The organism is Neobacillus drentensis (genome assembly GCF_036965645.1).
In the GTDB taxonomy this organism is placed as follows: domain Bacteria; phylum Bacillota; class Bacilli; order Bacillales; family Cytobacillaceae; genus Neobacillus; species Neobacillus drentensis_D.
Map to the genome: position 1 here is coordinate 9,475 of NZ_JBALPZ010000109.1, position 12,251 is coordinate 21,725.

Sequence of the window (12,251 nt, forward strand, 5' to 3'; positions counted from 1 at the left end):
AATGATTATCGGAATGTTTATTTTCAGGAAATTATAATAAATTTATAAGGGTTTTCATCAAGGCTAACAAACCTTTTGTTTACATCGATTTTCACAGGTGTCTTTACAGTATGTTGCCCATATTATTTACTAATAAAATTTCATTATACTCTAAGCCCATTTTAAATTTAAATGGCAAAAAATCACAGTAAATCCTAAAAATTTGGTTTAAGGAAAAATGATATTAACTTTAGGACTCTATTTTTAAACTTTAAGCTCTGTCCCATTTTCTATATAGATGGTGTTTGGTAATCCGGTTTGGTTTACCACATATTCAATTACATTTTTTGCTGTATTTCTAATCCTCTCGCTCAGACCTACGTTGTCAAACACGCGTGCATAGCAGCGGATTATCAAGGTATTATTTTCTTTTAATAGTTGATAATAGACGGTTTCTTTCTGTATTTTCGAGAAACAATGGATAAACATATATTCATCAGTTGGTTCCATTCCTTTTACAAAAAGTTCTTTTTGAACTATTCGTTTTATTTCCGCGATTTGGTTCTCTGAAAAATGTATTCTCATACCAGCTCACCCTCTTATTTATTGATTTATTATACGAAAAATCGAAGTCCACTGTCACAATAGGAAGGGATTGCTGCAACGATCCCTTTCTTTTGTGACTAAACTATTTTAAATCAAGAATGGATGAAATTTATTTATTTACCTTGATATTTAAAGACTAAATTCATTTAATCTTTCATACGTCTCCAGTAAGAAATCATAGAACAATTCTTCGGTTGGGAGCAGTTTCCGTTCGGTGGGAAAAATGACCCCAACTGTTCGCGTGAGGTTCGCATCTGAAATAGGGATGATGACTGTAGACCGTGGAGTGTTGTCTACTAATGTCGTCTCAGGCATCAAGGCCACACCCAAGCCGGCAGAGACCAATCCTTTTAAAGCATCGATATCTTTCCCTTCAAATGCAATTTGTGGAGAAAATCCAGCATCACTACATGATTGTACCACTTGTTTTCGAAAAACAAATCCTTCCGGAAGGACGCAGAATGAATCATCTCTTAAGTCCCGCAATCGAATCGATTTCCGATCAGCTAAAGGATGATGAAGGGGGAGGAGGGCCACGATATTTTCAGTAAATAGTGTAGCTCCCTTAATTTTATTCTCTTTTTCCGGATTTGGCATAGGGGCAATCATCGCCAAGTTAAACTCACCATTTATCACACCATTTATTAAATCATAATAAAGGGCATTGCTCATTTGGAATTTTGCTTCCGGATATCGCGTCCGAAATGCATAAATAATGGAAGGCAAGGTATGTGCCGCCATACTAATCGGGAATGCAATCCGAACCGTCCCTTTTTCAGGATCTAAATATTCTTTTACTTCTCTTTTTGCGTCTTCCATCATGTTCCACACTTGTTTCATCCGTTCATAAAAAATCCTGCCAAGAGGGGTTAATTTGACTCGTCTTCCCTCCCGTATAAAAAGCTCTACTCCCAATTCGTCTTCTAAATTAAAAATTTGTCTGCTGACGGAAGATTGGGCAACATGCAAGGCATCTGCTGCTTCGGTCACATGTTCTCTTTTTGCAACTTCTAGGAAATAGTGAATTTGCCTTATCTCCATCTTTTGAACACTCCTATTCATGCGTTTTATGCATTGATTTCATCGAAAATGGATATTGAAACTATTAATTATAAAATTATAAAATGAAAACACACTTAAGAAAAGCAAATTTTCTCAACTAGATATAAATTAGGGGCTGAATGTTATGAAAGTGCTGGAAGAAGTAGAATCAAATCAAATGCAAATGGTAAAAAATTATGTCAATCAACTATTTGAACAAGTTCAATTGCGTAATCCAAATGAATGTGAGTTCCAGCAAGCGGTTAAAGAAGTCCTTGATTCTTTAATACCTGTCCTTGTGAAAAACCCAATCTATATGAAACAAGCCGTTCTAGAAAGAATCATCGAGCCAGAGCGAATGATTTCCTTTAGAGTTCCATGGGTGGATGATCAAGGGAATATAAAAGTGAATCGTGGCTATCGTGTCCAGTTTAATAGCGCCATTGGACCTTATAAAGGGGGCCTCAGATTTCATCCAACGGTTAACTCCAGTATTATCAAATTTCTTGGGTTTGAGCAAATCTTCAAAAATTCACTAACAGGCCAGCCGATAGGCGGTGGAAAAGGCGGATCTGATTTTGATCCAAAGGGTAAATCTGATTTGGAAATAATGCGTTTTTGTCAAAGTTTTATGACCGAACTAAGCAGACATATTGGGCCAGACATTGATGTTCCCGCGGGTGATATAGGAGTAGGTGCGAGAGAAATCGGTTATATGTTCGGGCAATATAAAAAATTAAAAGGTGCCTATGAAGCAGGTGTCCTAACCGGTAAAGGGATTGGATATGGCGGAAGCTTAATCCGGAAAGAAGCGACAGGGTATGGATTAGTGTACCTTGTAGAAGAAATGCTGAAAGGCCAGGGATTAAGCTTTAATGGAAGCAGCGTTGTGGTATCGGGTTCGGGGAATGTATCGATTTATGCAATGGAAAAAGCAATCCAGTTCGGTGCAAAAGTGGTCGCATGCAGCGATTCAAGCGGCTATGTTTATGACCCGAATGGAATGAACCTGGATACAGTGAAGCGATTAAAAGAAGTAGAGAATAAAAGAATTTTCGAATATGTGAAAGAACATCCTCAGGCGATCTATCACGAAGGCTGTTCAGGCATCTGGGCGATCCCATGTGATATTGCTTTGCCATGTGCAACGCAGAATGAGATTAATAAGGAAGCAGCAGAAATATTAATTTCAAACGGGGTAAAGGCAGTAGGCGAAGGTGCCAATATGCCATCCACTCAAGAAGCCATTGATACTTTTATGAATCATCCTATCTTATTCGCTCCTGCCAAAGCAGCAAATGCTGGTGGTGTCGCCGTCTCCGCTTTAGAAATGGCGCAAAATAGTGCACGGCTGGCTTGGACACAAGAAGAAGTCGATCGGAAGTTACAAGAAATCATGAAAGATATTTATGGTAAGAGTATGAGAGCATCAGAAGACTATGATGCTCCAGGAAATCTTGTTGTCGGAGCCAATATAGCTGGTTTTGTAAAAGTAGCTAATGCCATGATCGAACAGGGAGTTATTTAATACCTATTTTCTAGTAATGAATGGGAAAAAACAAGACAACGATGAAAGGTCACCTGAGTGGTGGCCTTTTTTGTATGATCAGAAAAAAGCATTTGCACCGAACGGATCGATCATAACTAAACGTGAAGGTGACTAAATCATTAGGGGAAAGAATAAAAAAGCCAAATTTCTCAAATTAATTAAAGAGGAATGGGGCTAGTTATTATTTAACATAATAATATTACTAGTGAAAAGGCAAAGGAAGATTTTATCGAATTATATTATGGATTTGATATGATTAGAATAATCAGAAAAGATGAACTTTGGAATATCTCAATGAAATTCATCTGAAAAAGGTTTTTCTGCTAGCATACAAATGGTATATTATTATCCGGAGGGGAAAACATGAGCAAAACAGAAGAATTGAAACAGGAATTGCAGGTCTTGACACAACGTCGTGATCGGATGCAAAAGAACCTTTATGAAGTGGAAAAACGCATTAATGAGATTGTTGCTGATTTAAAAAAAGTAAAAGTGTCGGTAGACTAACAAAACCACATCCAAACGGTTGATGGTGCAGACCGGTGACTTCTCACTACAATCAAAAAAAGGAATGGCAGTCTCTGTGGTTATTCATCATGACAACCACAGAAACACGCCACTACTTGATTTTGTACCATTTAAAAAAAGTTAACTAGAGCATTTCTTTTTTTGCCTTTTTTCTATTAAATTTTTGTTTGCTCTGCATATTTTTTAAAATTATCTAGAATTGCCTGCCATCCTTGTTGTTGAAGTTCAATTGGATTCGTCGTTTCCGCATCAAAGGATTCAATCACTTCAGTTTCGTTTTCATGGCCTTTAAAAGTAATTTTAACTTTTCTTCCATCCCCAAGTGTATAAGCAATAACCTCATGTAGTTTTACTTCATCATAAATTCCACCAAGATCGAAACCAAAACTTCCATCTTTGGCTTCCATTCTTGAAACGAATTTCCCACCTTCTCTTAAATCATTCTCAGCAAATGGCGTATGCCAATCATCTGAAGCTGTGTTCCATTTTGTGATATGAACTGGCTCTGTCCATAATTTCCATACGGTTTCTACGGGTGCTTGAACTGTAGTTTCTACTGTTATTTTTTTAAATGTTTCCATTTCCTTTACCGCCTCTCAAAATTTGAATATTTTTTTGCAAGTTCTTAAATATATTTTAGATGATTTCGAATGGCAATGCTACTTCTTTAATGTACTTTAAACTTGTAATTGATCTCCACATCTACTTTTAGCACACCTTTTTTTACAAGGTTCACCAGGAGCCCTTTGTTTTTGGTCCATGCAAGCAGGGTTCCATTGAATTGCAAAAGGGCTGTAATCAAATCGGTGACTGCAAAGTGGGAGAAGCAGTTATAACTGAAGGTTTTAACTTAAATGGACTGTAAATTTTGAATAATAAATATTTCAAGTAGTGAATAAAATGGTTAATTTGTGTTAAGAGATGGAACACCGTATTCTTTTTTCTTTGAAAGCTTGTATTATAAGTCTGTCCTACAAAATGCAGCATTCAAGGAGGAATAAAAATGAAAACTTTCAAAAAGTGGTTATTTGCTTTGATGTCAGCATTGTTGTTACTGGAGCTCAAATGCTAGCTCAAAAACGGAGGACCCAAACACGCAGCAAACAGATGATAGTTCTCAAACCGATGACGGTACTCAAAGTGAAAATGGAAATTCTGGTCAATAAGGAAATTCATTTATCATTTAAATTGGCATGTAGGTAATCTTTTAGTTTTTTTATAATTCAACAGAAAAAAGCTGACTTCAAAAGGGGGATTTCGTCTCTTGAAATCAGCTTTTTTAAATAGTATGACTTTTCCAATCTTATTCACTCAAAATAATTATTTTTTCTTGTTTTGATTTTTATTATTTTTATTTTCCTCTTTTGGAGAATTTTCGTTACTGTGGATTTCTTCTTTCACATTTGCTTCGGTAATCGGTACTTCACTTTCACTTTCATGTTCCTTAATAACTGTAGAATCTGTTAGTGTTCCGTTCGCTTCGGTCTTATTACTTGAAGGTAATTCTGCTTTGTTTTTCTCTCCTTTAACAACGATGGAGCCTGTGCGTTTATCGCGGGTTTGTTCCTTTTTGTCTTCTTTCATAATATTTTCAATATCGGGATTTCCTTCCACTATCAAAATATTTGGCTTTTCCATTATAACTTCTTCTTGCGCTACTTCGGTCTCGGGTAGCGTCACAACTTCCGTGATGGGAGGTACAGAATGCTCAATTCGTGCTTCTTCTTTTCTGATGATATCTTGTACCTGCTTTGTTTCTTGAATTTTTCGCTTGCCTACAATCACTTCTTCCACAACTACAGGTCTTTTCGTTACTTCTATTCGTTCTTCCGTAATCGGAATACGAATGATTTCATCCTCTGTAAATGCGCTGCTATCATACTTTCCATCAATGACAGGACGGCGCTCAATATAAACTTCTTCTCGAATAAGTGGAACATAAACAGTTCGCTGTTCTTCCACTACTTCTTTATGGAGCTGTAATTCTCCGACTTGGACACGTTCTTTTGTAATTTCTAGCTGTTCTTCACGAAGTTGGACAGCTTTTGTTTTTTCGCTCTCATATTGATCCTTATAAATAGGGCGATCGTAAGTTTCATTCGTATCAACCAGCAAAATCATTTTTCCATTATTTATTTCCTTTTCACACTGTTTTGCCGTAAATATTGGTAATCCCCTTCCAATAAGCCTGCTGGATAGGGCGCTTGCCGGGCTTCCGCCCACTCCTACCGTCATCAAGGAAAAAAAGCTTTCCATCATGACACCAGCTAAGGTATTTACCTGTGTATCCGCTTCTACCATGACACCAGTTTGAGAAGTGATGGATGGAATGTCACTTCGATATTTTGCCACAACCATCATATCTGTTTCACGATGCCCCTGACGTTTCAAACCTTCGATCGCATATAAGACTTCTTGCTCGGAATTGAATGTTCCAACGATTCTTTTTTCCATACTCACATTACCATGCCTCCTATAATGTATTAATGCAGTAAAAAAATTACACCGAAGTGTATAGAATGTCTACCCGAGGACTCTTCACTTGAAACATTTGCTAGAACATATGGTGAGTGAACACAAAAAAGCCAACCATTTGAAAGTTGACGAGTTTTCCTCTAATTCTACGCCATGGAAATATTCGTTAGTCAAATTATCTTGTTGTGTAATTAACAATAAAAAAAGTGCTGATAAAGCCAATACCTATTAGAAAAGAAATAAACGGCCAAGCACGGTCAGATGACTTTTTAAAAATAACGACCGTTAAAACAAATGAAAAAACTGTATCAATAAGTAAAATTCTATTTACCCACATTAGTAAAATACTATCTAACCACAGCAAATAAATTTCTCCTTCAATTTTGATTATGATAATCCAATAAAAAGTCGTGAAAAATAATGAAAAAAAGAGTTTATGATAAAGAAGTGATCAGCGGATATTCCTTCATTTAGAACTAGAGTTATGGCTTAAAAATAACATTATAAAGTTCCAATGTTTAAGTTCTGATGAATTCTATGTAAACGTTTTTTAAAGATTTGGATTGCTCTCTACTTAATAGTTATGATAGGGTCTAATGCTTCGTACTTGGTAAGTATAGATTTACGGGAATAGTCTTTTTATAAGTCTACTCTATTTTTCTTGTCAAAGGATAGGAGTATAATTACATATATTAGGGAATCTTAATCTCTCCGTTTATTGGAGTCGAAGTAGACAAAATATTTCGCTGGGATGATTGGATCAAGATAGAAATAATAACTATGGATTTAAATGAATCACGGCAAGAAATTTATAGGAAAATGATTACATCATTTAATGATCGTTTAAATTCCTTTTTCTTGAGAGGAGAATACAAATGCCATTAGAAATAGTTCGTCAAGACCTTACAAAGATGAACGTAGATGCCATTGTGAATGCTGCGAATACTTCCTTAAAAATGGGCGGTGGTGTATGTGGGGCCATCTTTCAGGCTGCGGGTGCCATGGAGTTGCAAAAAGCCTGTGATCAAATCGGTGGATGCAAAGTGGGAGAAGCGGTTATAACAGATGGATTTAACTTGGATGCGAAATATATCATCCACACACCTGGTCCTATTTGGCAAGGCGGAAGTCATAACGAAGCCGCACAATTAAAGGCATCTTATTTTAACTCTTTGGAACTAGCCAAAAAACATCAATGTGAGTCGATTGCTTTTCCACTGATATCAACTGGCATCTATGGTTATCCAAAGGAAGAAGCCTTACAAATTGCCATCTCTACGATTAGTTCGTTTTTATTACATAACGAGATGCTCGTTTATCTCGTTGTTTTTGATAAAAAATCATTTGGTGTCAGTAAGAAGTTATTTACATCGATTCATCAATATATAGATGAGCATTATGTCGAACAGGTAGAACTCACTTTTCAACGCTATGGAAGAGAAGACCGATATGAAATGGAACCATTGCCAGAAGAGGAATTTAAAATAGAGGATATTTTTGAAGTAAAGAACGAATCTTTAGTCAACCGCTTGGATCAACTCGATGAATCGTTTTCCGAGCGGCTGCTTCGTTTCATTGATGAAAAAGAAATGACCGATGTCGAGACCTATAAAAGGGCCAATATCGACCGTCGCTTATTCTCAAAAATTCGAAATGGAGCGGACTATACTCCTGCAAAGAAAACCGCGATTGCTTTTGCCATTGCATTAAGGTTGAATTTTGAAGAAACAACGGATCTATTATCTGCGGCTGGTTACACTTTATCACGTAGCAGTAAATTCGATGTTATCATTGAGTTCTTTATTCAACAAGCCAATTACAATATCCACGAAATCAATGAAGCCTTATTCGCTTTTGATCAGCCAATACTTGGTGCATGAATGGCTTAATAAGATTTTGTATGTAAAATAAGCCAACAAAAAAGGTATAATTCTCATTTTGATGAGAAATTATACCTCTTTAATATTGAATAAGTAAAAGAACTCTGTTGATTGGAGCAGAAGGCGGCGAAGGCTCCTGAGGGAGTACGGGGCAGGGGAGACCCCGCAGGCGCGAAAGCGCCGAGGAGGCTCCCCGTCACGCCCTCGGAAAGCGAAGCCGCCTGAGCGGAAATCAACAGACAATTAGATACACACCCCTAAATTAAAGGCCTTTTTCAGTGGTTATTACGTGAATCCGGTTTATTTTTTTAATCGGAATGGCACGGTTGAAACAATTACATTTTTTTGATAAATGAGGTAGAGTCGTAATAATAAACTTGATTGGTTATGCAAAATATCGTGCCATCTTTTCTTGGTTATAAACTGAGGAATCAGTACCGTTAAAGTGAAGTTTTGTTCATTCGCTTTTTCCTCCACAATTTCAATAAACCGTGCAATCGGTCGTAGTAAGCTTCTGTAAGATGTATATAAAGTCACTAGGCGGATATCAGGCTGCCATTCTTTCCATTTTTCCTCCATTTGTTTTTCGCTCTCACGGTCAAAAGCCACATAAACAGCAATGATGGAGTCACCGACTAGCTTTGCATAGTTTAATGAGTTCTCCACAACCTTTGTTATGCCAGCAACCGGTACAATGACAATGTTACCCTCTAAAGGAAGTGCACCATCATCCGTGATGATTTTAAGTTGTTCACCAACAGCATCATAATGTCTTTTAATCCGATGACAAACAAATACGATGATCGGCAAGAAAATGAGAACATACCAAACTTGAGTAAATTTTGTGGTGAAGAATATGATCACAACCGTTAAGGTAATCAGTGCACCAATTAGATTAATGGTCATTTTCCATAGCCAGCCAGATGGTTTCTCTTTAATCCATTTGACAATCATGCCTGTTTGCGACAGCGTGAAAGGGATAAAGACTCCTACAGCATACAATGGAATCAGTTGTTCCGTTTGTCCTTTAAAGATGATAATCAACAAAATGGATGCCACACTAAGCGTAATGATTCCATTTGAATAACCAAGTCGATCCCCGCGATTCAGGAACATTCTGGGTATATACTTGTCAGTAGCAAAGTTAACGGCGAGCAAAGGAAAGGCAGAGAAGCCCGTGTTCGCAGCAAGTACCAGAATAAGTGCAGTAGTGCCCTGAATAAAGTAATACAAAACATTTCTTCCAAAGATCTCAGAAGCCATTTGAGAAACAACCGTTTCCTCAAGCTTAGGAGTAATTCCCAACCAATACGCTAAAAACATCGTGCCCGTGAAAAGACCTGCTAGAATGAAGCCCATGATCATCAATGTATGGACAGCATTTTTAGCTTCAGGTTCTTTAAAGTTCGGAACCGCATTGGAAACAGCCTCTACTCCAGTAAGAGCAGAGCAGCCAGATGAAAAGGCGCGCAGTAACAAAAATAGACTCATTCCGGGAACAGCTGTCCCCAACTGTGGATGTTGATTGGCGGGAATATGTCCGTTCACGACTTGCCATAATCCGACTCCAATCAGAAGGATTAACGCCAAGACAAATAAATAAACCGGATAAGCAAGGATAGAAGCAGATTCCGTAATACCTCTAAGATTCAAAATTGTAATCACAATAACTAAGAAAGAAGCAATGATTACATTATAGGGATGTAATTGAGGAAATGCGGATGTAATGGCATCTGTACCGGCTGAAACACTTACGGCTACTGTTAAAATATAATCAACTAATAACGAGCCGCCTGCGACTAATCCTGCATTTTTCCCCAAGTTACTTTTCGAGACAACATATGCACCACCGCCATGAGGATAAGCGTAGATAATTTGACGATAGGATAAAATGAGTGCGGCCAAAAGGATAAGAACTCCAACACCAATCGGAATCGAATACCAAAGGGCAATGATCCCTAAAGTGGATAGCACAATGATAATTTGTTCTGGACCGTATGCTACAGATGAAAGGGCATCGGATGACAGTATGGCGAGTGCTTTCAATTTACCTAATCGTTGTTCGCCTAATTTACTTGTTTTAAGCGGTTTCCCAATTAAGGCTCGTTTAAAAATAGAATAACGCATTAAATCCCTCCGTTGGAATACACTGTTTAACTTTCTAACGATCCGTAGTTAAAGCATACGATTATATTACCCGTTAAATTCTATAGAAATCATAGAACATATGAAATAAAAAAAAGAACGCTAAGATTTTACGATTCCACAGGCAGAAATGTCGCTTTCCAAGCGACCTTTTTTGATCGGAGGCATGTTATCCTACGTGTATAAACGAATGGAGGCTGACGAGATGAAAAAAGGATTAACGGAATTAGTATTTATATTAGATAAAAGCGGCTCAATGGCAGGGCTCGAAACAGATACCATTGGCGGCTTTAATGCGATGCTGAAAAAACAACAAAAAGCAGAAGGTGAAGCCTTTGTTACCACTGCTTTATTTAATCATCAATATGAATTATTACACGACCGAATTCTTGTAAAAGGGATCGCTCCTATTACGGAAGAAAATTATGAAGTAGGGGGAACCACAGCCTTATTAGATGCGATTGGGTTTACAATTCAAAAATTGATTAATGTACAAAAAAGAACAAGTGAGGACGAACGTGCGGAAAAGGTATTATTTGTCATTACTACGGATGGATTGGAAAATGCCAGTCAGGAATATACGGCGGCTAAAATCAAAAAAATGGTTAAGTAGCAAAAAGAAGATTATGGCTGGGAATTCATCTTCCTTGGAGCCAATATCGATGCTATCTCCACAGCTGCCCATTTTGGGATTGAAGAAGACTTTGCCGTTGATTACCATGCTGACGCTAAGGGAACACAATTAAATTATGAAGCGGTGAATGAAGCCGTCATCAACCTTCGAAGCGGCAAAAAAATAGATCGAAGCTGGAAAAAAGGGATTGAACGGGATTATAATCGGCGCTCAAGGAATCAATGATAGATAGGGAATTATGTGGTTAGCACTTAAAGCCCCCTTACAGCGATCAAACCCAACAAACGCTAGGACCTCAATCCTAGCGTTATTCTTATCCTCTTATTTATTCATTTTGAGCAACACTTTTATCACCTAAAAACTGATTTAGTGCTTCTATATTTTTATCGAAATCTACATCTAATACGGCACCGAGCTCTTCATCCCGTTTATTTTGAAAACTGCCATCTTCTGGGATACGTACGGTTTCTATATTTCTACTTTCCTGCGTCGTTAAAAGGTCTTTTCCGATCGCCAAAATCGTGGAACTATTCATATTGGTATCTATGTATGTATTCATTATACTTAATAGCTTAGGAAGTTTTACTACACTTTGAAGACTTATCGCTTGATCTGTTATTTTTTTAATCACTTCCTGTTGTCGTTGTATCCGTCCGAAATCACTTAATCGGTCGTGACGAAAACGGACATATCCTAGGAGCTCTTTCCCATGAAGTGTTTGTTTTCCTTCTTCTAACTTCGTGTCGATCCCATAAGACATCTCGTAGGGTATGTCTACTTGAATTCCCTTAGGAACGAGGAGATCGACCGCTTTTTCGAATCCCTTAAAGTCAACAATCGCATAATAATGAATATCCAGCCCGAAATTTTCTTTAATGGTTTTCCTAAGAAGTTCAGGTCCTCCAAATGAAAAAGCCGCATTTAATTTTTGCTGGCCATGTTCAGGTACAGAAACCAACATATCACGCATCAGAGAGATCAGTTTGATTTTATGCGTTTCTGGATCATAGTGGGCCACCATGATGGTATCCGTGCGGGCTTGTTTTTCTCCTCGCGAGTCACTTCCTAGTAAAAGAACATTGACTGCACCTAGTTTATTTTTCTCTCCTTGAAATTTATTTGCTCCTTCCACCTTTTTAAGTGGTTCGTTGAGGGTTTCGATTGTTCCTTGTATGTAGGTAAATATTTGAAAAAGACCAACCAGAAAAATACTTAATAGAAGAAGGGCACCAAAAATTCTCCTCCATCTAACTTTTTTTCTATTCTTTCTTGACCGTGTCAAATCTTGCATCACCTCACTATTCACATCCCCTGAAGTAATGATTATCCCATAATTATTTTTCATCTTTTTTAATATCAGATTACATTTTTTTGAATTTCTGATTACATTTTCTTGTATGACTGTCACTTAACT

General features: G+C 37.5%; 11 protein-coding genes. 4 read left to right on the top strand and 7 right to left on the bottom strand.

Going from position 1 to position 12,251, the window contains the following annotated elements:
- Positions 1–243: 243 nt before the first annotated feature.
- Positions 244–564 (bottom strand): hypothetical protein, encoded by a 321-nt coding sequence (locus tag V7266_RS19575; protein WP_335470138.1) that lies wholly within the window; start codon positions 562–564, stop codon positions 244–246.
- 150 nt (positions 565–714) lie between these two features.
- Complete coding sequence (locus tag V7266_RS19580) at positions 715–1,626, bottom strand: LysR family transcriptional regulator (RefSeq protein WP_335470140.1); 912 nt, start codon at positions 1,624–1,626, stop codon at positions 715–717.
- Positions 1,627–1,771: 145 nt separating this feature from the next.
- On the opposite strand from V7266_RS19580, the gene gdhA reads away from it, so the two are divergent.
- The gene (gene gdhA, locus V7266_RS19585) at positions 1,772–3,154 is read left to right on the top strand and encodes an NADP-specific glutamate dehydrogenase (RefSeq protein ID WP_335470142.1); all 1,383 of its coding nucleotides are present in this window, start codon (positions 1,772–1,774) and stop codon (positions 3,152–3,154) included.
- A gap of 384 nt (positions 3,155–3,538) precedes the next feature.
- Positions 3,539–3,682 (top strand): hypothetical protein, encoded by a 144-nt coding sequence (locus V7266_RS19590; protein ID WP_335470144.1) that lies wholly within the window; start codon positions 3,539–3,541, stop codon positions 3,680–3,682.
- 176 nt (positions 3,683–3,858) lie between these two features.
- Here the strand turns inward: V7266_RS19590 and V7266_RS19595 are convergent, their stop codons facing one another.
- From V7266_RS19595 to V7266_RS19605, 3 genes are all read right to left on the bottom strand, one after another.
- Positions 3,859–4,284, bottom strand: coding sequence for an SRPBCC family protein (locus tag V7266_RS19595; protein ID WP_335470146.1), 426 nt, complete (start codon positions 4,282–4,284; stop codon positions 3,859–3,861).
- Between the two features lie 739 nt (positions 4,285–5,023).
- Positions 5,024–6,157: a YsnF/AvaK domain-containing protein gene (locus V7266_RS19600; RefSeq protein ID WP_335470158.1), complete on the bottom strand. Its 1,134-nt coding sequence runs from the start codon at positions 6,155–6,157 to the stop codon at positions 5,024–5,026.
- A gap of 196 nt (positions 6,158–6,353) precedes the next feature.
- Positions 6,354–6,542 (bottom strand): hypothetical protein, encoded by a 189-nt coding sequence (locus tag V7266_RS19605; protein ID WP_335470149.1) that lies wholly within the window; start codon positions 6,540–6,542, stop codon positions 6,354–6,356.
- A gap of 511 nt (positions 6,543–7,053) precedes the next feature.
- Between V7266_RS19605 and V7266_RS19610 the strand changes: the two genes are divergently transcribed.
- Positions 7,054–8,058 (top strand): macro domain-containing protein, encoded by a 1,005-nt coding sequence (locus V7266_RS19610; protein WP_335470151.1) that lies wholly within the window; start codon positions 7,054–7,056, stop codon positions 8,056–8,058.
- A 300-nt stretch (positions 8,059–8,358) separates the two neighbouring features.
- On the opposite strand, the gene V7266_RS19615 is transcribed toward V7266_RS19610, so the two are convergent.
- Positions 8,359–10,185: an APC family permease gene (locus V7266_RS19615; protein ID WP_335470153.1), complete on the bottom strand. Its 1,827-nt coding sequence runs from the start codon at positions 10,183–10,185 to the stop codon at positions 8,359–8,361.
- A gap of 223 nt (positions 10,186–10,408) precedes the next feature.
- Here V7266_RS19615 and V7266_RS30875 point away from each other — a divergent pair, with 223 nt between their 5' ends.
- Positions 10,409–10,816 (top strand): VWA domain-containing protein, encoded by a 408-nt coding sequence (locus tag V7266_RS30875; protein WP_335470154.1) that lies wholly within the window; start codon positions 10,409–10,411, stop codon positions 10,814–10,816.
- 346 nt (positions 10,817–11,162) lie between these two features.
- On the opposite strand, the gene V7266_RS19625 is transcribed toward V7266_RS30875, so the two are convergent.
- On the bottom strand, positions 11,163–12,128 hold the full coding sequence (locus V7266_RS19625; protein WP_335470156.1) for an LCP family protein: 966 nt from the start codon (positions 12,126–12,128) through the stop codon (positions 11,163–11,165).
- Positions 12,129–12,251 lie beyond the last annotated feature (123 nt).

Bases quoted from the DNA above. Each gene is read 5' to 3' on its own strand.
- V7266_RS19575 (WP_335470138.1), bottom strand. From the start codon at position 564: ATGAGAATACATTTTTCAGAGAACCAAATCGCGGAAATAAAACGAATA.
- V7266_RS30875 (WP_335470154.1), top strand. From the start codon at position 10,409: ATGAAAAAAGGATTAACGGAATTAGTATTTATATTAGATAAAAGCGGC.
- V7266_RS19610 (WP_335470151.1), top strand. From the start codon at position 7,054: ATGCCATTAGAAATAGTTCGTCAAGACCTTACAAAGATGAACGTAGAT.
- V7266_RS19590 (WP_335470144.1), top strand. From the start codon at position 3,539: ATGAGCAAAACAGAAGAATTGAAACAGGAATTGCAGGTCTTGACACAA.
- V7266_RS19580 (WP_335470140.1), bottom strand. From the start codon at position 1,626: ATGGAGATAAGGCAAATTCACTATTTCCTAGAAGTTGCAAAAAGAGAA.
- V7266_RS19625 (WP_335470156.1), bottom strand. From the start codon at position 12,128: ATGCAAGATTTGACACGGTCAAGAAAGAATAGAAAAAAAGTTAGATGG.
- gdhA (WP_335470142.1), top strand. From the start codon at position 1,772: ATGAAAGTGCTGGAAGAAGTAGAATCAAATCAAATGCAAATGGTAAAA.
- V7266_RS19615 (WP_335470153.1), bottom strand. From the start codon at position 10,185: ATGCGTTATTCTATTTTTAAACGAGCCTTAATTGGGAAACCGCTTAAA.
- V7266_RS19600 (WP_335470158.1), bottom strand. From the start codon at position 6,157: ATGGAAAAAAGAATCGTTGGAACATTCAATTCCGAGCAAGAAGTCTTA.
- V7266_RS19595 (WP_335470146.1), bottom strand. From the start codon at position 4,284: ATGGAAACATTTAAAAAAATAACAGTAGAAACTACAGTTCAAGCACCC.